Origin of the sequence: Pseudogulbenkiania ferrooxidans 2002 (assembly GCF_000174355.1) — a bacterium.
Lineage (GTDB): Bacteria > Pseudomonadota > Gammaproteobacteria > Burkholderiales > Chromobacteriaceae > Pseudogulbenkiania > Pseudogulbenkiania ferrooxidans.
Genome location: NZ_ACIS01000010.1, coordinates 24264 through 46979 on the forward strand (window position 1 = coordinate 24264; position 22716 = coordinate 46979).

Annotated in this window: 23 protein-coding genes; 12 read left to right on the forward strand and 11 right to left on the reverse strand. The window is 67.1% G+C overall.

What is annotated here, in order from left to right:
• Positions 1–63 precede the first annotated feature (63 nt).
• The 5 genes from tkt (at position 64) to fba (ending at position 6314) form a co-directional block, all read left to right on the forward strand.
• Entirely contained in the window at positions 64–2052 is a 1989-nt protein-coding gene (gene tkt, locus FURADRAFT_RS16755; protein WP_008955351.1) for a transketolase, read from the forward strand.
• Between the two features lie 93 nt (positions 2053–2145).
• Positions 2146–3159 (forward strand): type I glyceraldehyde-3-phosphate dehydrogenase, encoded by a 1014-nt coding sequence (gene gap / locus FURADRAFT_RS16760; RefSeq protein WP_008955352.1) that lies wholly within the window; start codon positions 2146–2148, stop codon positions 3157–3159.
• Between the two features lie 68 nt (positions 3160–3227).
• Positions 3228–4406 (forward strand): phosphoglycerate kinase, encoded by a 1179-nt coding sequence (locus tag FURADRAFT_RS16765; protein WP_008955353.1) that lies wholly within the window; start codon positions 3228–3230, stop codon positions 4404–4406.
• A gap of 120 nt (positions 4407–4526) precedes the next feature.
• The gene (locus FURADRAFT_RS16770; protein WP_008955354.1) at positions 4527–5159 is read left to right on the forward strand and encodes a LysE family translocator; all 633 of its coding nucleotides are present in this window, start codon (positions 4527–4529) and stop codon (positions 5157–5159) included.
• A 90-nt stretch (positions 5160–5249) separates the two neighbouring features.
• Positions 5250–6314, forward strand: coding sequence for a class II fructose-bisphosphate aldolase (fba, locus tag FURADRAFT_RS16775; protein ID WP_008955355.1), 1065 nt, complete (start codon positions 5250–5252; stop codon positions 6312–6314).
• Between the two features lie 114 nt (positions 6315–6428).
• On the opposite strand, the gene FURADRAFT_RS16780 is transcribed toward fba, so the two are convergent.
• The 5 genes from FURADRAFT_RS16780 to FURADRAFT_RS16800 all read right to left on the reverse strand — a co-directional run bounded on the left by FURADRAFT_RS16780 (position 6429) and on the right by FURADRAFT_RS16800 (position 13233).
• Positions 6429–8552: a 3'-5' exonuclease gene (locus FURADRAFT_RS16780; protein ID WP_008955356.1), complete on the reverse strand. Its 2124-nt coding sequence runs from the start codon at positions 8550–8552 to the stop codon at positions 6429–6431.
• Positions 8553–8571: 19 nt separating this feature from the next.
• Positions 8572–8940 carry a response regulator transcription factor gene (locus tag FURADRAFT_RS16785; RefSeq protein ID WP_008955357.1) on the reverse strand — a complete coding sequence of 123 codons (369 nt, stop codon included), beginning with the start codon at positions 8938–8940 and terminating at the stop codon, positions 8572–8574.
• A gap of 41 nt (positions 8941–8981) precedes the next feature.
• Complete coding sequence (locus FURADRAFT_RS16790; protein ID WP_008955358.1) at positions 8982–11717, reverse strand: ATP-binding protein; 2736 nt, start codon at positions 11715–11717, stop codon at positions 8982–8984.
• A gap of 13 nt (positions 11718–11730) precedes the next feature.
• Complete coding sequence (locus FURADRAFT_RS16795) at positions 11731–11931, reverse strand: hypothetical protein (RefSeq protein WP_008955359.1); 201 nt, start codon at positions 11929–11931, stop codon at positions 11731–11733.
• Between the two features lie 138 nt (positions 11932–12069).
• Entirely contained in the window at positions 12070–13233 is a 1164-nt protein-coding gene (locus tag FURADRAFT_RS16800) for an HPP family protein (RefSeq protein WP_008955360.1), read from the reverse strand.
• A 113-nt stretch (positions 13234–13346) separates the two neighbouring features.
• Here FURADRAFT_RS16800 and FURADRAFT_RS20840 point away from each other — a divergent pair, with 113 nt between their 5' ends.
• Genes FURADRAFT_RS20840 through FURADRAFT_RS16820 form a run of 5 tightly spaced genes read left to right on the forward strand, consistent with a single transcriptional unit; the run spans position 13347 to position 15609 of the window.
• Positions 13347–13484 (forward strand): hypothetical protein, encoded by a 138-nt coding sequence (locus tag FURADRAFT_RS20840; protein WP_008955361.1) that lies wholly within the window; start codon positions 13347–13349, stop codon positions 13482–13484.
• On the forward strand, positions 13485–13736 hold the full coding sequence (locus FURADRAFT_RS16805; RefSeq protein WP_008955362.1) for a MoaD/ThiS family protein: 252 nt from the start codon (positions 13485–13487) through the stop codon (positions 13734–13736).
• A gap of 1 nt (position 13737) precedes the next feature.
• Positions 13738–14196 (forward strand): molybdopterin synthase catalytic subunit MoaE, encoded by a 459-nt coding sequence (gene moaE, locus FURADRAFT_RS16810; protein ID WP_008955363.1) that lies wholly within the window; start codon positions 13738–13740, stop codon positions 14194–14196.
• Entirely contained in the window at positions 14193–14783 is a 591-nt protein-coding gene (mobA, locus tag FURADRAFT_RS16815) for a molybdenum cofactor guanylyltransferase MobA (protein ID WP_008955364.1), read from the forward strand. The genes moaE and mobA overlap by 4 nt, the downstream gene beginning before the upstream one ends.
• A 31-nt stretch (positions 14784–14814) precedes the next feature.
• Entirely contained in the window at positions 14815–15609 is a 795-nt protein-coding gene (locus tag FURADRAFT_RS16820) for a TIGR00266 family protein (RefSeq protein ID WP_008955365.1), read from the forward strand.
• 100 nt (positions 15610–15709) lie between these two features.
• On the opposite strand, the gene aroG is transcribed toward FURADRAFT_RS16820, so the two are convergent.
• From aroG to FURADRAFT_RS16850, 6 genes are all read right to left on the reverse strand, one after another.
• Positions 15710–16786 carry a 3-deoxy-7-phosphoheptulonate synthase AroG gene (gene aroG, locus FURADRAFT_RS16825; protein WP_008955366.1) on the reverse strand — a complete coding sequence of 359 codons (1077 nt, stop codon included), beginning with the start codon at positions 16784–16786 and terminating at the stop codon, positions 15710–15712.
• Positions 16787–16965: 179 nt separating this feature from the next.
• Positions 16966–17376, reverse strand: coding sequence for an RNA polymerase-binding protein DksA (gene dksA / locus FURADRAFT_RS16830; RefSeq protein WP_008955367.1), 411 nt, complete (start codon positions 17374–17376; stop codon positions 16966–16968).
• Positions 17377–17583: 207 nt separating this feature from the next.
• Positions 17584–17889 carry a c-type cytochrome gene (locus FURADRAFT_RS16835; protein ID WP_008955368.1) on the reverse strand — a complete coding sequence of 102 codons (306 nt, stop codon included), beginning with the start codon at positions 17887–17889 and terminating at the stop codon, positions 17584–17586.
• Between the two features lie 73 nt (positions 17890–17962).
• Positions 17963–18544 (reverse strand): YggT family protein, encoded by a 582-nt coding sequence (locus FURADRAFT_RS16840; RefSeq protein ID WP_008955369.1) that lies wholly within the window; start codon positions 18542–18544, stop codon positions 17963–17965.
• Between the two features lies 1 nt (position 18545).
• Entirely contained in the window at positions 18546–19349 is an 804-nt protein-coding gene (gene proC, locus FURADRAFT_RS16845) for a pyrroline-5-carboxylate reductase (protein ID WP_008955370.1), read from the reverse strand.
• Positions 19350–19400: 51 nt separating this feature from the next.
• The gene (locus FURADRAFT_RS16850; protein ID WP_008955371.1) at positions 19401–20096 is read right to left on the reverse strand and encodes a YggS family pyridoxal phosphate-dependent enzyme; all 696 of its coding nucleotides are present in this window, start codon (positions 20094–20096) and stop codon (positions 19401–19403) included.
• A 166-nt stretch (positions 20097–20262) separates the two neighbouring features.
• On the opposite strand from FURADRAFT_RS16850, the gene FURADRAFT_RS16855 reads away from it, so the two are divergent.
• Together FURADRAFT_RS16855 and FURADRAFT_RS16860 are read left to right on the forward strand one after the other, a co-directional pair.
• Complete coding sequence (locus tag FURADRAFT_RS16855; protein ID WP_008955372.1) at positions 20263–21300, forward strand: type IV pilus twitching motility protein PilT; 1038 nt, start codon at positions 20263–20265, stop codon at positions 21298–21300.
• A gap of 238 nt (positions 21301–21538) precedes the next feature.
• Complete coding sequence (locus FURADRAFT_RS16860) at positions 21539–22675, forward strand: PilT/PilU family type 4a pilus ATPase (RefSeq protein WP_008955373.1); 1137 nt, start codon at positions 21539–21541, stop codon at positions 22673–22675.
• The last annotated feature ends 41 nt before the right edge of the window (positions 22676–22716 follow it).

Consider the following 22716-nt stretch of genomic DNA (forward strand, 5'->3'; position numbering starts at 1 on the left):
TTACGGCAGCGGCCCGGGCCGGTTTCCGTAGTTGACCCACTACAGTTTCGAGGTTTCTCCCGAATGGTCTCCCGTACCGAGCTTGCCAACGCCATCCGCTTTCTCGCCATGGACGCGGTGGAACAGGCCAAATCCGGTCACCCCGGCGCCCCGATGGGCATGGCTGACATCGCCGAAGTCCTGTGGCGCGATCACCTGAAGCACAATCCGGCCAACCCGCACTGGTCCAACCGCGACCGCTTCGTGCTCTCCAACGGCCACGGCTCGATGTTGCTGTACAGCCTGCTGCACCTGACCGGTTACGACCTGTCGATCGAGGACCTCAAACACTTCCGCCAGCTGCACTCCAAGACCCCGGGCCACCCGGAATACGGCTACGCCCCCGGCATCGAGACCACCACCGGCCCGCTGGGTCAGGGTATCACCAATGCCGTCGGCATGGCGCTGGCCGAGAAGATGCTGGCCGCCGAGTTCAACCGCGAAGGCTTCCCGGTGGTCGATCACACCACCTGGGCGTTCCTCGGTGACGGCTGCCTGATGGAAGGCATCTCGCACGAGGCCTGCTCGCTGGCCGGCACCTGGGGCCTGGGCAAGCTGGTGGCATTCTGGGACGACAACGGCATCTCCATTGACGGCGATGTCGAAGGTTGGTTCACCGACGACACCCCGGCGCGCTTCGAAGCCTACGGCTGGCAGGTGATCCGCAACGTCGACGGCCACGACGCCGAGGAAATCCAGACCGCGATCCAGACCGCCAGGAAAACGGCCGACCGCCCGACCCTGATCTGCTGCAAGACCGCCATCGGCAAGGGCGCCCCGAACAAGCAGGGCGGCCACGACGTGCACGGCGCGCCGCTGGGCGCGGCCGAGATCGCCGCCGCGCGCGAACACCTCAACTGGCCGCACGCGCCGTTCGAAATTCCGGCCGAGATCTACACCGCCTGGGGCGCACGCGACGCCGGCGCGGCGCGCGAAAACGAGTGGAACGGCCTGTTCGCGCGCTACCGCGCCGCCTACCCGGAACTCGCCGCCGAATTCGAACGCCGCATGCAGGGCGAGCTACCGCAGGGCTGGGAAGAGGCCAAGGCCGCCGCCATCGCCAAGATCAACGACGCCGCCCAGACCGTGGCCACGCGCAAGGCGAGCCAGATCGCGCTCGAGACGTTCTCGCCGCTGCTGCCGGAATTCGTCGGCGGTTCGGCCGACCTGACCGGTTCCAACCTGACCAACTGGTCCGGCTCGAAGTGGATCGACGCCCAGGGCAACGGCAACTACATCAGCTACGGCGTGCGCGAGTTCGGCATGGCCGCGATCATGAACGGCATGACGCTGCACGGCGGCCTGCGCCCGTACGGCGGCACCTTCCTGATGTTCAGCGAATACGCCCGCAACGCGCTACGCATGGCCGCGCTGATGAAGATCAACCCGATCTTCGTGTTCACCCACGACTCGATCGGCCTGGGCGAAGACGGCCCGACCCACCAGCCGGTGGAGCAGGTCGCCACGCTGCGCTACATCCCCAACATGAACACCTGGCGTCCGTGCGACACCACCGAGGCCGCCGTGGCCTGGGCGCACGCCATCGAACAGAAGACCACCCCGAGCAACCTGATCCTGAGCCGCCAGAACCTGCCGTTCGTGACGCGCGACGCCCAGCAGATCGCCGACATCGCGAAGGGCGGCTACGTGCTGCGCGAAGCGGCTGGCGAGCTGAAGGCGGTGCTGATCGCCACCGGCTCCGAAGTGGAACTCGCGCTCAAGGCCCAGGCCGCGCTGGCCGAACAGGGCGTGGCGGTGCGCGTGGTGTCGATGCCGTCGACCAACGTGTTCGACAAGCAGGACAAGGCCTACCAGGCCAGCGTGCTGCCCGCCGGCGTGCCGCGCGTGGCGATCGAGGCCGGCGTGAGCGACTTCTGGCGCAAGTACGTGGGCCTGGAAGGCGCCGTGGTCGGCATCGACCACTTCGGCGAATCCGCCCCGGCCTCCGTGCTGTTCAAGGAATTCGGCTTCACCGTCGACAACGTGGTGGCCCAGACGCTGGCCGTCATCTGATCCTGAATAAATACAATCAAGGCCATCCCGCCATGACGGGATGGCCGACAAGCAACACAAAGACTTCTTGTTAAAATCCGGGAGAGAACCAATATGACCATTCGCATCGCGATCAACGGCTATGGCCGTATCGGCCGCCAGGCCCTGCGCTCGATCTACGAATACAATCTGTGCGGCGATTTCGAGATCGTCGCCGTCAACGCCTCGGGTGACCTGGCCACCAACGCCCACCTGACCAAGTTCGACACCGTACACGGCCGCTTCGCCGCCGAGGTGAGCCACGACGAGAAGAACCTGATCGTCAACGGCGACGTGATCCCGTTCTTCTCCACCCGCAACCCGGCCGAACTGCCGTGGAAGGCGCTGAACGTGGACCTGGTGCTGGAATGCACCGGCGCCTTCACCAGCAAGGAAAAGTGCCAGCTGCACCTGGACGCCGGCGCCAAGAAGGTGCTGATCTCCGCGCCGGGCGGTGACGACGTCGACGCCACCATCGTCTACGGCGTCAACCACGACGTGCTGACCGCCGACATGACCGTGGTCTCCAACGCCTCCTGCACCACCAACTGTCTGGCCCCGGTAGCCAAGGCGCTGAACGACGAGCTCGGCATCGTCAAAGGCCTGATGACCACCATCCACGCCTTCACCAACGACCAAGTGCTGACCGACGTGCGCCACAAGGACCTGCGCCGCGCCCGTTCCGCCACCGAGAACATGATCCCGACCAAGACCGGCGCCGCCAAGGCGGTGGGCCTGGTGCTGCCGCAGCTGAAAGGCAAGCTGGACGGTTTCGCGGTGCGCGTGCCGACCATCAACGTGTCGCTGGTCGACCTGACCTTCGAAGCCGGCCGCGCCACCTCGGTGGAAGAAGTGAACGCCATCCTCAAGGCCGCCGCCGAAGGCCCGATGAAGGGCATCCTGGGCTACAACACCCTGCCGCTGGTCTCCAGCGACTTCAACCACAGCACCGAAGGCTCGGTGTTCGACGCCACGCTGACCAAGGTCTCCAACGGCAACATGGTGAAAGTGCTGGCCTGGTACGACAACGAGTGGGGCTTCTGCCAGCAGATGCTGCGCACCGCCCGCGCGCTGTTCGCCGCCAAGTAAGCCTTTGATCGCCCTACGCCGCGCCTTCGGCCAACGTGCTGCGGCGCGGCGTCCGTACGGATAGAGCCATGCAATTTCTCAAACTGACCGAACAAGACCTCGCCGGTAAGCGCGTGCTGATCCGCGTCGACATGAACGTGCCGCTCAAGCACGGCACCATCGGCGACGACACCCGCATCCGCGCCAGCCTGCCATCCATCCTGCACGCCCTGAAGGCCGGTGCCGGGGTGATCCTGATGACCCACCTCGGCCGCCCCACCGAAGGCGAGCCGAAGCCGGAAGACAGCCTGGAGTCGGTGGCCGAACGCCTGTCCGAACTGCTGGGCCTGAGCGTGCCGGTCAACAACAGCTGGCAAGAACAGCCGCTGGTGGTGCACCCGGGTGAAGTGGTGATGCTGGAAAACGTGCGCCTCAACAAGGGCGAGAAGAAGAACAACGACGAGCTGGGCCGCGCCTACGCCGCCCTGTGCGACGTGTTCGTCAACGACGCCTTCGGCACCGCGCACCGCGCCGAGGCCTCGACCCACGCCGTCGCCAAGTACGCCCCGCTGGCCTGTGCCGGCATCCTGCTGACCGCCGAGCTGGAGGCGCTGGCGCTGGCGCTGGAAGCCCCGGCACGCCCGCTGGTGGCGATCGTCGCCGGCTCCAAGGTGTCGACCAAGCTGACCATCCTCGAGGCGCTGGCCGACAAGGTCGACCAGCTCATCGTCGGCGGCGGCATCGCCAACACCTTCCTGCTGGCCGAAGGCCACGGCATCGGCAAGTCCCTGGCCGAACCGGAGCTGGTGGCCGAGGCCAAGAAGGTCATCGCCAAGATCCGCGCCCACGGCGGCGACGTGCCGCTGCCCACCGACGTGGTGTGCGCCAGCGAGTTCGCCGAGAACGCCGAGGACACGCTGAAGCTGGTCGACGAGGTCACCAAGAACGACATGATCCTCGACATCGGCCCGGATTCGGCCAAGGCCCTGGCCGACATCGTCGCCCAGGCCGGCACCGTGGTGTGGAACGGCCCGGTCGGCGTGTTCGAGTTCGAGCAGTTCAGCCATGGCACGCGTACGCTGGCCGAGGCGATCGCCGAATCCGACGCGTTCTCGATCGCCGGCGGCGGCGACACCCTGTCGGCCATCGCCAAGTTCGGCGTGACCGACAAGATCAGCTACATTTCGACCGGCGGCGGCGCCTTCCTCGAGTTCCTCGAGGGCAAGGAACTGCCGGCCGTGGCGATCCTGCAGCAGCGCGCGCGGTAAAACGACCACAGAACCTGTCTTGGACGGTGGCGGCGCCGCAACAGCCTGCCAAGTAGGCTGGACACTACAGCGAAGCTGGCGGACCCTATAAGGTCCGCCACCCCAAACGGAGTCAAACCCATGTCGCTCAATACCTGGCTGCTGTTCCTCGTCACCGTGTTCTTCGTCTCGGCCACGCCGGGGCCCAACATGCTGCTGGCGCTGTCGCATGGCATCCGCTACGGTGTGCGCCGCACCCTGCCCACGCTGGCCGGATTGCTGAGCGCGCTGGGGCTGATCATGGCGGGCTCGGCGGCCGGCCTGGGGGCGATCCTGGCGGCGTCCGAACTGCTGTTCTCGCTGGTCAAGTACGCCGGCGCGGCCTACCTGATCTGGCTCGGCATCAAGACCTGGCGCGCCGCGCCGCAGCCGCTGGGGCAGGGGCCGGATAGCGGCAAGCGCGCCGAAGGCAGCGCCTGGCAGCGTTTTCGCACCGGCTTCCTGGTGGCGATGAGCAACCCCAAGGCCTTCGTGTTCTTCACCGCGCTGTTCCCGCAGTTCATGGACGCCAGCGCGCCGCAAGGCCCGCAGCTGATGGCGCTGGCCGGCACCTTCTACGTGATCGAGAGCAGCTGGCAGCTGGCCTACGCCGCCGGCGGCTCGCGCCTCAGGAACTGGCTCAACAGCCCGCTGCGGCTCTCCTGGATGAACCGCTTCGCCGGCGGCTCGTTCATGGCGGCGGGCGTGGCGCTGTCCGGTGTCAGCCGGCACTGAACGCCGTTTGGCACCGGCTTCGGCCAACCTTTTGATTTGATACCGGTGCCGTCGCGATGACGGCACCTTGCCTTATTCTGGAGAATTACCATGGCACTCGTTTCGATGCGTCAGCTGCTGGACCATGCAGCCGAATTCAGCTACGGCCTGCCGGCCTTCAACGTCAACAACCTGGAACAGATGCGCGCCATCATGGAAGCCGCCGACAAGGTTGACGCCCCGGTGATCGTGCAGGCGTCGGCTGGTGCCCGCAAGTACGCCGGCGCGCCGTTCCTGCGCCACCTGATCCTGGCTGCGGTGGAAGAATTCCCGCACATCCCGGTGGTGATGCACCAGGACCACGGCACCAGCCCGGACGTGTGCCAGCGCTCGATCCAGCTCGGCTTCTCCTCGGTGATGATGGATGGCTCGCTGAAGAGCGACGGCAAGACCCCGGCCGACTACGCCTACAACGTCGACGTCACCCGCACCGTGGTGAACTTCGCCCACGCTTGCGGCGTGTCGGTGGAAGGCGAGATCGGCTGCCTGGGCAGCCTGGAAACCGGCATGGCCGGCGAGGAAGACGGCGTCGGCGCCGAAGGCGTGCTGGACCACTCGCAGCTGCTGACCGACCCGGAAGAAGCCGCCCAGTTCGTCAAGGACACCGGCGTGGACGCGCTGGCCATCGCCATCGGCACCAGCCACGGCGCCTACAAGTTCACCAAGAAGCCGACCGGCGACGTGCTGCGCATCGACCGCATCAAGGAAATCCACGCCCGCATCCCCAACACCCACCTGGTGATGCACGGCTCGTCCTCGGTGCCGCAGGAATGGCTGGCGATCATCAACGAGTTCGGCGGCGAGCTGGGCGAGACCTACGGCGTGCCGGTGGAAGAAATCGTCGAAGGCATCAAGCACGGCGTGCGCAAGGTCAACATCGACACCGACCTGCGCCTGGCCTCGACCGGCGCCATCCGCCGCTTCCTGGCGCAGAACCCGAAAGAGTTCGACCCGCGCAAATACCTGGCCGCCAGCACCGCGGCGATGCGCGACATCGTGATCGCCCGCTACGAAGCCTTCGGCGCCGCCGGCATGGCCAGCAAGATCAAGCCGGTGAGCCTCGACACCATGGCCAACAAGTACCTGAAGGGTGAGCTGGCGCAGATCGTCAAGTAAGCCGCTGGGAAATAAATCGGCTGCGCGGCGATTTCTTTCACCAGCGCCAAGCGCCCGACCCGCCCAATCACACCGCCGCGGCCGAACCGCCCGGCGGTGTTTTTTTATCCCCGCTCAGTAGCGGATGCGCGCGTAATAGGTCCGCTCCGACGCCTCGCGCGCCTCGCGCAGGGTGCGGATGCCCTTTTCCGCCAGCAACGGGATCATTTTCAGGAACACCTCGCCGGTGACGATGGCGTCGCCCATCGCGGTGTGCCGCCCGATGATGGTGACCCCCAGCCGCTCCGCGATCGCCTCCAGGCGGTGCGACTCCTGGTTCGGGTGCAGCACCGCCGACAGCAGCAGCGTGTCGAGCACCGGCTGGTCGAAACGCACCCCGGTCGACGCCTCCTTCAGCTGCAGGAAGCGCATGTCGAAGGCGGCGTTGTGCGCCACCAGCACGGTGTCGGCGCAGTAGGCGCGGAACGCCGGCAGCACGGTGTCGAGGGGCGGCTGGCCCGCCAGCATCTCGGGGGTGATGCCGTGGATCTTCACCGAGTCCTCCGGCAGCGGCCGCCGCGGATCGATCAACTGCTCGAAGCCCTCGTGCTGCAGCAAGCGACGGTTGACGATGCGGGTGGCGCCGATCTGGATGATCTCGTCGCCGGCGGCGGGCTCCAGCCCGGTGGTCTCGGTATCGAACACGGTGTAGGACAGCTCCGACAGCAGGCGCTCGTCGAGGGCGTGCCCGCCCTCCGACCAGCGGAACAGGTCGAAGTCGTAGAACTCCGGCCGGCTGCCGCCGCGCAGGAAGCGCGTCTCTTCGTGACGCTCGCGGCGCGGCTCGACCAGCGGCAGCAGCAGCCGGAACAGGGCGCGGTGCGCGGCGCGCTGGCGCTCGAACCACATCTCGCCGTTGCAGCGCTCGACCACCTCGCGCACCGACGGCGCGCTGGTTCCGGCCCCCCGCATGGCGTCGAGCTCCCAGGACATCGCGGTCTCGGTGTTCATGGCGGTGCCGCTCCAGATCAGGTCGAGCTGGGCGTGGTGTTCGGCGCGGGACAGCGCCAGGCGCACCTCGCGCACGCCGTACTCGTCGTGCAGGCGGCCGGTGAGGTAGCTCAGCGCCTGCAACAGCGAGAAACTGTCGACCTTGATCCACAGCGTGTCGTCGAGGTCCTCGGCCTTGCACGGCACGCCGGTCTGCGCCGTGACCCGCTGCAGCGCGGCCGTCACCACGTCCACGCCGCGCACCACCTCTAGCGGCCAGCGCGCCTTGAGGGCGTCGCCGTAGTCGCTGGCGGCATGCTCCAGGCGCTGCGACAGCTGCTGCGCCTCGTCGCGAATCACCCCGAGGAAACGGCGCCGCTCGTCTTCGCCCATGTCGCCGTAGTCCGACAGCATCTCGGCGGCGGCACGCAGGCTGCCCAGCGGCCCGCGCACGCCTTCGGTAAAGGCCTGGATCACGGTGTCGCGCCGCGACTCCTCGGCGAAGCTGGCGGTGATGTCGTCGAGGATCAGCACGAAGCCGGCGATCGTCGGCGCGGCCATGGCGGCCTCCTGGGCGTCGCCGCCCAGCACCGGCGCCAGGTGCACGCGCAGCAACCGGCCGGCCGCGGTGGCGGCGACGAACTCCGCCGCCGGCGCACTCTCGCGCCCGAGGCGCTGGCCCACGCTCTCCAGCGCGTAGGCGATCAGGCCGTGATCGAAAATGGCGTAGATCGAGCGCCCCAGCCCCAGCAACTCGTCGCCGACCTCGCTGCGCGCGTGCTGGTTGTAGAGCAGGATGCGGCCGTCGAGGTTGCACACCACCACGCTCTGGTGCAGCTCCGCCATCAGTGCCGCGAGGCGGTTCTTCTCGGCCTCGAGCGAGCGTTGCGCGGTGCGTACCTGTTCCGCCACGTCGCGCTGCAGCGCCGCGCGCGCCGCCGCCAGCTCGTTGATCGCCAGGACCAGGCCGTGCAACTCGCTGCCGCCGTCGGTCTTCACCCGGCGCGACGCGTCGGCCACCACGGTGGCGACCTGCTCGGCCAGGCGCAGCGGCGCCCGCACGTAGCGCGCCACCGCGTCGCGCAATGCCGCCACCGCGCTGCCGCACAGCAGCAGGGCGAGGATCAGCAGCGCCGTCACCAGATCGTTGAGGGCGAGCCCGGTGCCGCGGGCGGCATGCCAGGCCAGCCACGCCGTGGCTGCCAGTGCCGCGACGAGGACGAGACAGACGGTGCCGGCAGCCAGCCCCAGTTTGCGCGACGGCGTCATCGGTTCGGCCTCCGGCAGCTCATTGACCGACCAGCTGGCGTACCTTCTCCACCAGCTCGCGGGTCGAGAACGGCTTGGTCATGTAGACGTCGGCCCCCAGCGCCAGGCCTTTGGCCACCTCGGTGTCGCGCCCCTTGGCGGTCAGCATCAGGATGCGCACCCCGGCCAGCGCCGGATCGGCGCGCACCGCCTGGCACACGTCGAAACCGTTCATCTTGGGCATCATCACGTCAAGCAGCACGATGTCCGGCCGATGCTGCCGAATTTTCGCCAGCGCTTCCTCGCCGTCGCCCGCCACCAGCACCTCGAACCCCTCGCGCTTCATCAGGTACTCGACGGAAATCACGATGTTGGGTTCGTCGTCGGCTATCAACAGTGTCTTGCTCATGCCCGGTCTCCTGTCGCAGTCTGAACGCTGCGTATGTCATGTCATTGTCCCACAGCCGCGCGCGGCAGCACGAAGGAAAAGGTCGCGCCAGCGCCGGGGATGCTCTCCACCCACAGCCGGCCGCCGAAGTGCTCGATGATGTGGCGGCTGATCGGCAGGCCGAGGCCGGTGCCGGCGGGCTTGTCGGTCATGCCGCCGCCGCCCTGGCGGAAGCGCTCGAAGATCAGTTGCTGCTCCTCCGGCGCGATGCCCTTGCCGTTGTCGGCGACGTCCACGCGCAGCCCCTCCGGGGTCTCGGCGAGTCGCACCGTCACCCTGCCGCCGCGGCCGACGAACTTGGCGGCGTTCGACAGCAGGTTGAGCATCACCTGGATCAGCCGGTCGCGATCGGCCAACAGCGGCGGCACCCGCTGCGGCAACTCGAGCGACAACGTCACCTCCTTGTCGCGGAACAGCTGCCCCGTGGCTTCGGCCGACTGCGCCACCAGTTGCTTGAGGTCGATTTCGGTGGTGTGCCACTCGGCGTTGCCGGATTCGATCTTGGCCAGATCGAGGGTCTGGTTCACCAGCCGCGTCAGGCGCTCGGTCTCGCCGACGATGATGGCATGGAAGCGCTGGCGCTCCGGCGGCGGGATGTCGGGGTCGTCGCGCAGGATCTCGGACAGGGCGCGGATCGAGGTCAGCGGCGTACGCAGCTCGTGCGTCACCGACGACATGAAATCGTCCTTGAGCCGGTCGAGCTCCTGCAGGCGCGCGTTGGCGGCGGTGAGTTCGCGCGTCGTCGTCGCCAGTTGCTGCGATTTGCGCTCCAGCTCGCGGCTGTAGCGGCGCAGCTGCGAGGCCTCGTCGAGGATCTCCATCACCTCGGCCGGCGACAGCGGCTCTTCCTGCGCCACCGAGGCCACCACCGCCCGTGCCGAGGCGCTGCCGATGGCGCCGGCCAGCTGCGACTCGGCGAAGTGCACCAGGTCGGCGTCGGCCTCCAGCATGGCGGGGTCGGCCACGCCGTGCCGCCGCGCGTAGCCGGCAAACGCGGCGCGCGCCCGCTCCGGGCCGAGGAAACGGCCAACCAGCGTCTGCAGTTCGCCGCTGTCGGCGCGGCCACGCCACAACGCCACGCCCACCGGGCGGCTCAGCTTCAGGGCGTCGACGAACAGCCGTGCCTGGCCGGCCTCGACCGCCGTGGGCGGCCGGCGCAGCGACACCGCGACGTAGGCGCCGAGGTTGGCGCACAAACTCCAGAACAGGCTGTGCGAAATCTCGTCCAGCCCGGTGAGGCCGAACAGCTGCTGCGGCCGCAGCAGGCCCAGGGCGAACGGGCCGTCGCTGAGGAAGCCGGCCGGCAGCCAGCCGGACTTGGCAAACGACGGCAACAGCAGGGTATAGCCCCACACCAGGAAACCCGCACTCAGCCCCGCCAGCGCACCGTCGCGCGTGCCGCCGCGCCAGTACAGGCCGCCGATCATCGCCGGGGCGAACTGGGCGACGGCGGCGAAGCTGATCAGGCCGATGCCGACCAGGGCGTAGGCCTCGCCAGCGAGGCGGAAATAGAGATAGCCGAGCAGCAGGATGGCCAGGATGGCGCCGCGCCGGATCGCCAGCAGCAGGCCGGAGAGATCGCGCGCACCGCCCTGCGCCAGCCCCGTCCAGCGCAGCAGCAGCGGCATCACCAGGTCGTTGCAGACCATGGTGGAGAGCGCGATGGTCTCGACGATGACCATGCCGGTGGCGGCAGAGAGCCCGCCGATGAACACCAGCAGCGCCAGCGCATCCTGGTGCGCGGCCACCGGCAGCGTCAGCACGAAGGTGTCGGCGTCGACCCCCTGTCCGGAAAACCGCAGCAGGCCGCCCAGCGTGATCGGCAGCACGAAGACGTTGATCAGCAACAGGTAGAGCGGGAACAGCCAGATGGCGCGTTTCAGGTGCGACTCGTTGACGTTTTCCACCACCGCCACCTGGAACTGGCGTGGCAGGAACAGCATGGCCAACGCTGCCAGCAAGGTCAGCGAGAACCAGGTGGCGTAGCCCTGGCCCGCCGCCAGCGAACCCGCCAGCACGCGCAGCCGCTCCACCGCCTGGGCGCGCTGGAAAATATCGCCGAAACCGTCGTACAGGCCGTAGGTGACGAACAGGCCGGCGGCGCTGAACGCCACCAGCTTGACCACCGACTCCAGCGCCACCGCCGCCACCATGCCTTCGTGGCGCTCGGTGGCGTCGAGGTGGCGCGTGCCGAACAGCACGGTGAAGGCGGCGAGGATCAGGGCGATGTAGAAGGTACTGTCGGCAAAGAACGGCTGCGCCGCAGCAGGGCGCGACAGCAGCGCCGCCGGATGCGGCAGCAGGATGGCGAGGCTGCCGGACACCGCCTTGAGCTGCAGCGAGATGTATGGCACCACGCCCACCACCGCGATCACCGTCGCCAGCCCACCCAGCAGCTGGCTCTTGCCGTAGCGCGAGGCGATGAAGTCGGCGATGGAGGTGATGCGGTTGGCCTTGGCGCTGCGGATCATCTTCAACAGCACGAACCAGCCCAGCGCCATCACCAGGGTCGGGCCGAGGTAGATCGGCAGGAAGCCGACCCCGGAGACGGCGGCGCGCCCGACGCTGCCGTAGAAGGTCCAGGTGGTGCAGTACACCGCCATCGACAGCGCGTACACGCTGGGGTTGGCGATCACCGAACGCTGCTGGTCGGCGCGGCGGTCCGCCCACCAGGCGACCGCGAACAGCAGCCCCAGGTAGAGCAGGGCGACGACGGCGAGGAGGGGGGCCGGGATCAAGGTCGGTTCCGCCTCAGTCGCGCCGACGCTCGATGATCCACGCCATCAGCGCGATCAGGCCGAACCAGGCGGCGAACAGGTAGACGAACAGCAGGGGCAGTCCGAACAGCTCGGCCGGGCGATCGAACAGCGCCAACACGGGGTAGTTGAACAGCAGGCAACCGGCGAGAAACAACGCGACCAGGCGCGGTCCCCTGAGAATGCTGCCCTGCATGGCCCTCTCCCCGATATGGTTATGCTTGCATTATAAGCACAAGCCACCGGCCGCAGGCAGAGGGCGGCCGCCGACGGGGATCCGTAGCGATGGGCGGGTGCGGCGGCGGACCTCGCCACACCCCGCGGCCACGTCGCCTCAGGCGGCCAGCTTGCCCTGGTACAAGGCGGCGATCAGATCGGACTGGCTGATCATGCCGGTGAGCGTGCCGTCCGCCCCCACCACCGGCACGTGGTGCAGGCCGCGGTCGGCGAACAGCGGCACCAGCTCGACCAGGTGCAGCGTCTCGCGCACGCTCACCACCGGCGTGCTCATGATCGCCGCCACGCGGTTGTCGGCACCGCGCCCGCCCAACAGCTTCGCCACGCGCTCGCGCAAGCCCTGCGGCGTGCCGTCCAGGCGCTTGAGGAAGTCCACCAGCGACACCATACCCAGCACCTGGCCGAACTCGCCGAGCACCGGCAGCGCACGCACCTTGTGCCGGCGCAGCAGGCGCCACGCCTCCTGCAGGCTGGCGTCCGGGCGCAGGCTGATCAGGTCGCGCGACATGATGTCGCGGCAGCGGATATCGCCGAGGCGGCGCCGGTAGGAGTGCATTTCGGCCAAGGTCATCACCTGTTCCAGGTCGCTGCGGCTGATGTCGAGCAGGTGGTTGAAACCGGCCAGCGCGGCTTCGACGTCCTCGTCGCGGATGCCCATGCGCTCCAGCGGCTTGGGGTCGCTGATCAGGTGGCGGTTGGGTTGCGGCAGCGGGCGCGGGTACGGGCGGCGCAGCACGCGGTTGTTGAGCAGCAGCGCCAGCGCCAGCATGGCGAGGGCGTTGAGCAGTACCGGCCACAGCACGAAGCCGAAGCCCATGGCGTGGATCGCCGGGCCGCCGATCACGGCGTTGAGTGCGATCGCGCCGCCCGGCGGGTGCAGGCAGCGCAGCGAGATCATCGCAAAGATGGCGAGCCCGACCGCCATCCCGGCGGCGAGCCAGGGATTGGGCACCCAGCGCGCGCAGACGACGCCGATGGCGGCCGACAGCACATGGCCGCCGACCAGCGGCCAGGGCTGCGCCAGCGGGCTGCTCGGCAAGGCGAACAGCAGCACCGCGGCGGCGCCCATCGACGCCACCAGCCACGGCGCGTCGCCGACGGTCAGGTGGGTGATCAGCGCGGTCAAGGCGATGGCCGCCAGCGCGGCCACGGCCACCGCCAGCTGCTCGCGCCGGCTGATGACCAGGGGTTCAGGCCACCAGCGGCCGAGGCGGCGACGCAGGGTGGCGGACAGGGGGAGGGTGGGGGCGAAGGTAGTCATCTCGCTATTGTAAAGAACATGTATTCCAGATACCACTTCTACTACTTTCGGCCAGCCGGCCCTCTGCCACCCGGCGCATTGGCCTGGGCCGCCGGCTTGCGTACACTGGCACCATGAGCGAACTGCTATCTCCCCTGGAATGGGTTTTCGTCGTCATCATGGCGCTGGTACCACTGGCCGGGCTGGCCTTTCACCTGTGGGTGATGCTGGCCGGGCGCGGCAAGCCGGATGCCGACCCGGAGTCGAAATAGATGAAACTGAACCTGTTGTATTTTGCGCGACTGAAGGACGCCTTCGGCCGTGATCACGAAACCCTGGAGAGCGATGCCGCCAGCGTCGGCGCGCTGCTCGCCGAGCTGCGCGCGCGCGGCGGCGCCTGGGCCGACGAGTTGGCCGAAGGCCGCGTGTTCCGCGTCGCGCTCAACCAGGAGCTGGCGACCGTGGATAGCGGACTCGCCGCCGGCGACGAAGTGGCGATCTTCCCGCCGGTCACCGGAGGCTGACATGGACGCCTTCACCATCCGCGTCGACGCCGCCACCTTCGACGCCGGCCAGGAAATCGCCCGGCTGTCGGCCGATCCCGGCGTCGGCGCCGTGGTCAGCTTCGTCGGCGTGGTGCGCCGCCATGGCGATGGCGACAACGTCGCCGCGCTGGAACTGGAACACTATCCCGGCATGACCGAGAAGTCGCTCGCCGCCATCGTCGCCGAGGCGCGTGCGCGCTGGCCGCTCTCCGCCGCGCTGATCCACCATCGCGTCGGCCGGATGGCGCTGGGCGAACCGATCGTGCTGGTGGTCACCGCCAGCGCGCACCGTGCCGCCGCGTTCGCCGCCTGCGAATTCCTGATGGACTTCCTGAAGACGCAGGCACCGTTCTGGAAAAAGGAAATCGACGCCGACGGCCACAGCCGCTGGGTCGAGGCCAAGTCCAGCGACGAGGGCGCCGCCGGACGCTGGCAATGAGCTACAGCGCGCTGATCCTGGCCGGCGGGCGCGCCACGCGCATGGGCGGCCAGGACAAGGGGCTGCTCGAGCTGTTCGGCCAACCCCTGATCGCCCATACCTTGGCCGCGCTGGCGGCGCAGACTCCCCCCCCGGCGCGCATCCTGATCTCCGCCAACCGCCACCTCGACATCTACCGCGCCTTCGGCCACCCGGTACTGCCGGACACGCTGCCGGACTACCCCGGCCCGCTCGCCGGCCTGCTGGCGGGTCTTGCCGCCGCCCCGCACGACACCCTGCTGATGCTGCCCTGCGACGCGGTGCGGCTGCCGGCCGAGCTGGCGTCACGGCTGCTGGCGGCGCTGGAGGGCGGCCTCGCCGCCGCCTCGGCAAGCGATCCGGAACACTGGCATCCCACCTTGCTGGCGCTGCGTCCCGGGCTACAGGGCGCGCTCGAAGCCTACCTCGCCGGCGGCGGCCGCTCCATCCGCGGCTGGCTCGCCACGCTCGAGCACCGCATCGTGCCGTTCGATCAGGCCCTGCCCAACCTCAACACCCCCGACGCGCTGGCGGCACTGGCCGCTGCCGGACCCGCTGGGCTAGCATGATGGAACAGCCACCCCAGTCAGGAGAATGCGCATGGCGATGGACGTGATCGATTACGAGATCTTCGGCGACGACATGCAGTACGTCGAAGTGGAGCTGGACCCGGGCGAGGCCGCCGTCGGCGAGGCCGGTACCATGTACTACATGGAGGACGGCATCAGCATGGACACCGTGTTCGGTGACGGCTCGGCGGCGCAGGGCGGTCTGCTCGGCAAGCTGATGGGCGCCGGCAAGCGCCTGCTCACCGGCGAGTCGCTGTTCACCACGGTGTTCGTCAACCAGGCGCCGGGCAAAAAACGCGTCGCCTTCGCCGCCTCCTACCCCGGCAAGATCGTGCCGGTGCACCTGCTGGAACTGGGCGGCACGCTGTACGCGCAGAAGGACAGCTTCCTCGCCGCCGCCAAAGGCGTCAGCCTCGGCATCGCCTTGCAGAAGAAGATCGGCACCGGGCTGTTCGGCGGCGAAGGCTTCATCATGCAGCGCCTGGACGGCGACGGCTACGCCTTCCTGCACGCCGGCGGCACCCTGACCGAGCGTCAGCTGGCGCCGGGCGAGACGCTGCGCGTCGACACCGGCTGCGTGGTGGCCTACCAGCCCTCGGTCGATTTCGACATCCAGTACGTCGGCAAGCTCAAGAGCGCGCTGTTCGCCGGCGAAGGGCTGTTCCTCGCCACCCTCACCGGGCCGGGGAGGGTATGGCTGCAGTCGCTGCCGCTGTCGCGCCTGGCCGACCGGCTGATCGCCGCCAGCCCGAAAGCCGGCGGCCGCTCCAGCGAACAGGGTTCGGTGCTGGGCGGACTGGGCGACCTGCTCGACGGCCGGGACTGACCCTCAAGGTTGGCCGAAGCCCGCTGCGCCACAGCGGACATTCGCCCTGGAAAACAAAAAACCCGGCCTGAGCCGGGTTTTGTCATGCCGCGTTGCAGACTCACTTGCCCGCCGGCACGCCCACCTTGGCACGACGCGCCTTGACCGCGTCGGCCAGAATCTGCACCAGATCCTCGGTATCCTGCCAGCCGATGCAGGCGTCGGTGATGCTCTGGCCGTAGGTCAGCTCGCAGCCCGGCTTCAGGTCCTGGCGACCTTCCACCAAGTGGCTTTCCACCATCACCCCGAAGATGTGGCTGTCGCCCGCGGCCAACTGGCCCGCCACGTCGCGCGCCACTTCCATCTGGCGCTTGTAGTCCTTGCGGCTGTTGGCATGGCTGAAGTCCACCATCAGCTTCTGCGCCAGGCCGACGCCGGCCAGTTCGGCCGCGGCGGCGCGCACGTGCTCGGCCGAGTAGTTCGGTTCCTTGCCGCCGCGCAGGATCACGTGGCAATCCGGGTTGCCGCCGGTGGAGACGATGGCGGAATGGCCGGTCTTGGTCACCGACAGGAAGTGGTGCGGCTGGCTCGCGGCGCGGATGGCGTCGACGGCGATCTTCAGGTTGCCGTCGGTGCCGTTCTTGAAGCCCACCGGGCAGGACAGCCCCGACGCCAGCTCGCGGTGCACCTGCGACTCGGTAGTGCGCGCGCCGATGGCGCCCCACGAGATCAGGTCGGCGAAGTACTGCGGCGTGATCATGTCGAGGAATTCGGTGGCCGCCGGCATGCCCGCGTTGTTCAGGTTCAACAGCAGGCGACGCGCCAGGCGCAGACCGGAGTTGATGTCGTACGACTCATCCAGGTGCGGATCGTTGATCAGCCCCTTCCAGCCCACCGTGGTGCGCGGCTTCTCGAAGTACACGCGCATCACCACGATCAGCTCGCGGGCGTGCTCGTGGCGCAGCTTCATCAGGCGTTCGGCGTACTCCTCGGCCATGGCCGGATCGTGGATCGAACACGGGCCGATCACCACCAGCATGCGATCGTCCTCGCCACGCAGCAGCGCGGCGATTTCGCGGCGGGTGTTGTAGATCAGCTCGGAGGCGGTTTCGGTGATCGGCAGCTCGTAGAGGTGCGCAATCGGAGGCAGGAGCTCCTTGATTTCGCGGATTCGGACGTCGTCGGTCTGTCGTTGCATGGTGATGTGCCTCGGGGCATTTTTCTGTGTATTGACTGCATCACACAATACCTGCATTTTGCGCACTGCGACAAGTCCCGCGCCCACCCGGCCGCATCCTGGCGGTACACCGCCAACCCGGATAAAAAACAAAAAAAGCGCCCTTTTGGGACGCTTTTTTCATTCACCCTCGCCGCGGATTAGTCGGCGTACTGGCGCTTCATGCGTTCGCGGCGCTCCTGTGCCTCCACCGACAGCGTGGCGGTCGGACGCGCCATCAGGCGCTTGAGCCCGATCGGCTCGCCGGTGTCTTCGCAGAAGCCGTAGGAACCGTCTTCGATATCGCGCAGGGACGACTGAATCTTCTGCAACAGCTTGCGCTCGCGGTCGCGGGTACGCAGTTCCAGCGCGTATTCCTCCTCGAGCGTGGCCCGGTCGGCCGGGTCGGGAGTGGCCTCCTGCTCCTGCAGATGGTTCGCCGTCGCGTTGGCGTTGCTCAACAACTCCTGCTGCATCTGCAACAGCCGCTCTTTGAAGAACTCAAGGTGGTCGGCGTTCATGTAATCCTCGCCTTCCCAGTTGAGGATATCCTGTTCGGTCAGCTTGGCCATAATTTAGTGCTTCCAGCATAGAGTTGGCAGACAAGCGCTGAAGATTACCGGTGGCATGGTCTTTGTGCAACTATATTGGACAGACGACTCGCCGGGAAAATCCCTCCTCATGTGCCCCGGTATAGTGCGATTCGCACACAATGACAAGCCTTATTACACGACAAAGGGCAGCCGAGGCCGCCCTTTGCGAATTCCGAGCCCGGCCGCTTATTTCAGCGACAGCACCCACTTCACCAGGGTCTTCAGGTCGGCATCGCTGACCTGCGGGTTCGGCGGCATCGGCACCGCGCCCCACACCCCGGAACCACCGGCCTTGACCTTGGCCATCAGCTTGGCTTCGGCGCCCTTGTCACCAGCATATTTCTTGGCGACATCCTTGTAGGCCGGACCCACTACCTTCTTGTCCACCGAGTGACAGGCCAGACAATTGTATTTCTGGGCAAGTTGCAGGTTGGCCATGGCCGGCGTGGCGACTACGCCCAGCATGACCGCAGCCAGCAGCGTCTTTTTCATACCTCTCTCCTTAAAGATTTGGATAGGACACACCCGTAATGTCGGGATTCAACCCGACAGCAAACCATAACAGCTATAACGCGACCTTGAGTTGCATCAGAAAAACGCTTTCCAGCGCCCGCACCGGCAGCATCAGGATCACCTGGATGATCAGGAACAGGATCAGCGGCGACAAATCCACCCCGCCGATGACGGCCCGGCGGAATGGCCGCAGGAACGGCCGGGTCAGCGCGTCCAGGATCGGTGTCAACGGATTGTACGGATTCACCCAGCTCAGGATGGCCTGGACGATGACCGCCCCCATCAAAAGGTACAGCGACTGGCGGAACACGTCCAGCAGCGACAGGCACAACAGCCCCAGCCAGGTTTCCGGCGCGGCAAAACTGTACGGCAGGGGATTGAGCGCCAGCATCAGCACGTTGCTGAAGAGGCCGACCAGCAGCGCCAGCAGCAGCGTGGCCGTGTCATAGCCGTGCACGCTCGGCACCAGCTTGCGCATCGGCAGCACCGCGAAATTGCTCACCGCCATCACGAACTGCGACAGCGGGTGCTTGAACGGCGCACGCGCCACCTGCAGGTAGAAGCGCAGCAGCAGCACCAGCACGAACAGGTCGGCCAGCGTCTTGATCAGAAATTGCAGGGTCTCGGCGATCATCTCAGTCCTGGCTCAGTAGCTGGCCCAACTCCACCGAACGCGCCCGGCAATCCTGCATCCCGGCCTGGATCGCCGCCTTGACGCCGTCGGCCTCGAAACGGGCGACGGCCCGCTCGGTGGTGCCGCCCTTGGAGGTGACGTTGGCGCGCAGCGTGGCCACGTCGAGATCGCTTTGCTTGGCCAGCTCGACGGCGCCGTCAAAGGTGCCCAGCACCAGCTGACGCGCGGTGGCATCGTCAAAACCGAGTTCACGCGCCGCCGCAATCATCGACTCGATGAAGTAGAACACGTAGGCCGGGCCGCTGCCGGATACCGCGGTGATGTCGTCGATGCCGCTCTCGTTCTCGAGCCAAAACACCTTGCCCACCGCCGCCATGATAGCGGCGGCGTTGTTGCGATCGCCTTCGGCCAGGCCGTGCGGGGCGAACAGCCCCGAGACACCCTTGCCAACCATGGCCGGCGTATTGGGCATCACGCGCACGATGCGCCCGGAACCGAGCCAGCGCGCAAGCGCCGCAATGCCGACGCCAGCGGCGATCGACACCACCAGGGCATTGCCCAGCACCGGGGCCAGGGCCAGGCACACGTCCTTCAGCTGCTGCGGCTTGACCGCCAGCACCACCACATCGTCGGCCGACAGGTGTTGCGGCGGCTGCTCCAGCGCGGTCACGCCGTAGGCCTGTTCCAACTGGGTACGCTTGTCGGCGCTGGGCTCCACCACGCTGATGCGGTGGCCGCCCTGTTTGGCCAGGCCGCTGATGATGGCGGAGGCCATGTTGCCGCCGCCGATGAAGGTGATCTGCATGCTGAGTCCTCTATTTGTCGATTGTATATCGTAGCCAATTTGGCAAAACCATTATGCTGGATACGTCCGGGAGCCGAAAATGGCCGTGCCGACCCGTACCAGCGTCGAGCCTTCCCGCACCGCCAGCTCCAGGTCGGCCGACATCCCCATCGACAGGGTGTCGAGCGCCAGGCCTTGTGCCGCCATCTCGTCGCGTAGCCGGCGCAACAGCGCAAACTGGCCCGCCAGCCGTGCCTGATCGGCGGTCGGCTCGGGGATGCACATCAGGCCGCGTAAGGTCAGGCGCGGCAGGGCGGCGACGGCACGCGCCAGCGCCAGCACCTCGTGCGGTTCGCAGCCGCTCTTGCTCCCCTCGCCCGAGACGTTCACCTGCAGGCAGACATTGAGCGGCGGCAAGGATGCGGGACGCTGCGACGACAAGCGTTCGGCGATTTTCAGACGCTCCACCGAATGCACCCAGTGTGCCAGTTCCGCCACCGGGCGCGTCTTGTTGGATTGCAGCGGCCCGATGAAGTGCCACTCGATGTCCAGCCCGCCCAGCACTCCGCCCTTGGCTTGCAGCTCCTGCACGTAGTTTTCGCCGAAAGCGCGCTGCCCGGCGGCGTACGCCTCCTGGATGGCGTCGGCCGGAAACGTCTTGCTGACCGCCAGCAGGCATACCGAGCCGGATGCACGCCCGGCGGCGGCCTCGGCCGCGGCCAGCCGCTGGCGGACCGCGGCCAGAGAGGATGAAATAGCTGAAGTCATGATGTCCTTGGTGCAACCGCAACACTGCCGCCGCCCCACGTCGGGACGACTCCCACTGCATCAGCATACCAAGTCCCGGCGCTTATGCTTACAATCAGGAAAGGTCATGCCGGTGGTCTGGCGCTGACGGCCCGCCGTAGCGGTATCGAATTGGGGAGAATTATAAATGGAAATTTCCGAGCTCTTGGCCTTCACCGTCAAGAACAAGGCGTCCGACCTGCACCTGTCGGCCGGCCTGCCGCCGATGATCCGGGTCAACGGCGACGTGCGCCGCATCAACCTGCCGCCGCTGGAGCACCACGAAGTGCACGACAAGGTGTACGACATCATGAACGACTTCCAGCGCAAGGCGTTCGAAGAAATGATGGAGTGCGACTTCTCGTTCGAGCTGCCGGGCATCGCCCGCTTCCGGGTCAACGCCTTCATGCAGAACCGCGGCATGGGCGCCGTGTTCCGGGTGATTCCGTCCAAGGTGCTGACGCTGGAGGAGCTGTCGGCGCCGAAGATCTTCCAGGAGATCGCCAGCTACCCGCGCGGCCTGGTGCTGGTGACCGGGCCGACCGGCTCCGGCAAGTCCACCACGCTGGCGGCGATGATCGACTATATCAACGATAATGAATTCTCCCACATCCTGACCGTGGAAGACCCGATCGAATTCGTGCACCAGAGCAAGCGCTGCATGATCAACCAGCGCGAACTGGGGCAGCAGACCCACAGTTTCGCCAACGCCTTGCGCTCGGCGCTGCGCGAAGACCCGGACGTGATCCTGGTGGGGGAAATGCGCGACCTGGAAACCATCCGCCTCGCCATGACCGCAGCGGAAACCGGCCACCTGGTATTCGGCACCTTGCATACCAGTTCAGCCGCCAAGACCGTCGACCGTATCGTCGACGTGTTCCCGGCCGGCGAGAAGGAGATGGTGCGCTCGATGCTGTCGGAGAGCCTGCGTGCGGTGATCTCGCAGACCCTGCTGAAGACCAAGGACGGCAGCGGACGGGTGGCGGCGCACGAGATCATGGTCGGCACGCCGGCGATCCGCAACCTGATCCGCGAGAACAAGATCGCCCAGATCAACTCGATGATCCAGACCGGCCAGCAGTACGGCATGCAGACGCTCGACCAGTGCCTGCAGGAACTGGTACGCCGCAACATCGCGTCGCCGGCCGAGGCACGGCTGAAGGCCAGCAACAAGGATTTGTTCTAAACGCCCCTTTCACGAGACGGCAAGCCCTTGTCGCGGTGAGCGGACGCCTGCCGCGCCCATCCCATGCCGAGCGAGTCGACGGTTGGCCCGGCGCGATGGGCGCCGCGACGCGGGATCTCCATGTGCTCCCGCGACCTCGAGGTTCCGTCACTCCGGCGCCAAGCAACCGGCCGGGGAACCCGCCTCGTGAGACAGGCCTGACACCGGCGTTCAGCGCCGGCAACGATGGAAAACGATCATGGAAAGAGACCAGGCCTCGAAGTTCATCCACGACCTGCTCAAGCACGCCGTTGGCAAGAACGCTTCGGACATCTTCATTTCGGCCGACTTCCCGCCGGCCATGAAGATCGACGGCAAGATCATCCCGGTGTCGCCGCAGCCGCTGTCGGCGCAGCACACCAAGGAGCTGGTACGTTCGGTGATGAACGACCGCCAGATGGAGGAGTTCGAATCCTCGATGGAGGCGAACTTCGCCATCAGCCCGCCGGGCATCGGCCGCTTCCGCGTCAGCGCCTTCATCCAGCAGGGCATGGCCGGCATGGTACTGCGCAAGATCAATACCGAGATTCCCACCTTCGACCAGCTGCGCCTGCCGGAAGTGCTGAAGGACGTGGCCTTGATCAAGCGCGGCCTGGTGATCTTCGTCGGCGGCACCGGCTCGGGCAAGTCCACCTCACTGGCCGCGCTGGTGGACTGGCGCAACAGCCATAGCCAGGACCACATCATCACCATCGAGGACCCGATCGAATACGTGCACCCGCACAAGAAATCGATCGTGACCCAGCGCGAGGTCGGGGTGGACACCGACAGCTGGGACATTGCTCTGAAGAATACCCTGCGCCAGGCGCCGGACGTGATCCTGATGGGCGAGATCCGCGACCGCGAGACCATGGGCTATGGCCTGCAGTTCGCCGAAACCGGCCACCTCTGTCTCGCCACCCTGCACGCCAACAACGCCAACCAGGCACTCGACCGCATCCTGAACTTCTTCCCGGAAGAGCGTCACCAGCAGGTGCTGATGGACCTGTCGCTGAACATGCGCGCCATCATCTCGCAGCGGCTGGTTCCGCTCGCCACCGGGCGCGGCCGGGTGGCTGCGGTGGAGGTGATGCTCAACAGCCCGCTGATGGCGGACCTGATCTTCAAAGGCGAGATCGCCTCGATGAAGGAGGTGATCGGCAAGTCGCGCGAGAGCGGCATGCAAACCTTCGACCAGGCGCTGTTCGATCTCTACGAGGGTGGTCTGATCAGCTACGAGGATGCGCTACGCAATGCCGACTCGGTCAACGACCTGCGCCTGAAGATCAAGCTGTACGGCGAGGGCGCCAAGGATCGCGACCTGCTCGAGGGCATCGACCACCTCGACATCATCTGAACACCCGCCCACTCCCGGTCACGGAGCGCAGACCGGGAAGG

Excerpts from the sequence above, each read along its gene's own strand:
- tkt (WP_008955351.1), top strand. The coding sequence starts at position 64 with ATGGTCTCCCGTACCGAGCTTGCCAACGCCATCCGCTTTCTCGCCATG.
- gap (WP_008955352.1), top strand. The coding sequence starts at position 2,146 with ATGACCATTCGCATCGCGATCAACGGCTATGGCCGTATCGGCCGCCAG.
- FURADRAFT_RS16765 (WP_008955353.1), top strand. The coding sequence starts at position 3,228 with ATGCAATTTCTCAAACTGACCGAACAAGACCTCGCCGGTAAGCGCGTG.
- FURADRAFT_RS16770 (WP_008955354.1), top strand. The coding sequence starts at position 4,527 with ATGTCGCTCAATACCTGGCTGCTGTTCCTCGTCACCGTGTTCTTCGTC.
- fba (WP_008955355.1), top strand. The coding sequence starts at position 5,250 with ATGGCACTCGTTTCGATGCGTCAGCTGCTGGACCATGCAGCCGAATTC.
- FURADRAFT_RS16780 (WP_008955356.1), bottom strand. The coding sequence starts at position 8,552 with ATGACGCCGTCGCGCAAACTGGGGCTGGCTGCCGGCACCGTCTGTCTC.
- FURADRAFT_RS16785 (WP_008955357.1), bottom strand. The coding sequence starts at position 8,940 with ATGAGCAAGACACTGTTGATAGCCGACGACGAACCCAACATCGTGATT.
- FURADRAFT_RS16795 (WP_008955359.1), bottom strand. The coding sequence starts at position 11,931 with ATGCAGGGCAGCATTCTCAGGGGACCGCGCCTGGTCGCGTTGTTTCTC.
- FURADRAFT_RS16800 (WP_008955360.1), bottom strand. The coding sequence starts at position 13,233 with ATGACTACCTTCGCCCCCACCCTCCCCCTGTCCGCCACCCTGCGTCGC.
- FURADRAFT_RS20840 (WP_008955361.1), top strand. The coding sequence starts at position 13,347 with ATGAGCGAACTGCTATCTCCCCTGGAATGGGTTTTCGTCGTCATCATG.
- FURADRAFT_RS16805 (WP_008955362.1), top strand. The coding sequence starts at position 13,485 with ATGAAACTGAACCTGTTGTATTTTGCGCGACTGAAGGACGCCTTCGGC.
- moaE (WP_008955363.1), top strand. The coding sequence starts at position 13,738 with ATGGACGCCTTCACCATCCGCGTCGACGCCGCCACCTTCGACGCCGGC.
- mobA (WP_008955364.1), top strand. The coding sequence starts at position 14,193 with ATGAGCTACAGCGCGCTGATCCTGGCCGGCGGGCGCGCCACGCGCATG.
- FURADRAFT_RS16820 (WP_008955365.1), top strand. The coding sequence starts at position 14,815 with ATGGCGATGGACGTGATCGATTACGAGATCTTCGGCGACGACATGCAG.
- aroG (WP_008955366.1), bottom strand. The coding sequence starts at position 16,786 with ATGCAACGACAGACCGACGACGTCCGAATCCGCGAAATCAAGGAGCTC.
- dksA (WP_008955367.1), bottom strand. The coding sequence starts at position 17,376 with ATGGCCAAGCTGACCGAACAGGATATCCTCAACTGGGAAGGCGAGGAT.
- FURADRAFT_RS16835 (WP_008955368.1), bottom strand. The coding sequence starts at position 17,889 with ATGAAAAAGACGCTGCTGGCTGCGGTCATGCTGGGCGTAGTCGCCACG.
- FURADRAFT_RS16840 (WP_008955369.1), bottom strand. The coding sequence starts at position 18,544 with ATGATCGCCGAGACCCTGCAATTTCTGATCAAGACGCTGGCCGACCTG.
- proC (WP_008955370.1), bottom strand. The coding sequence starts at position 19,349 with ATGCAGATCACCTTCATCGGCGGCGGCAACATGGCCTCCGCCATCATC.
- FURADRAFT_RS16850 (WP_008955371.1), bottom strand. The coding sequence starts at position 20,096 with ATGACTTCAGCTATTTCATCCTCTCTGGCCGCGGTCCGCCAGCGGCTG.
- FURADRAFT_RS16855 (WP_008955372.1), top strand. The coding sequence starts at position 20,263 with ATGGAAATTTCCGAGCTCTTGGCCTTCACCGTCAAGAACAAGGCGTCC.
- FURADRAFT_RS16860 (WP_008955373.1), top strand. The coding sequence starts at position 21,539 with ATGGAAAGAGACCAGGCCTCGAAGTTCATCCACGACCTGCTCAAGCAC.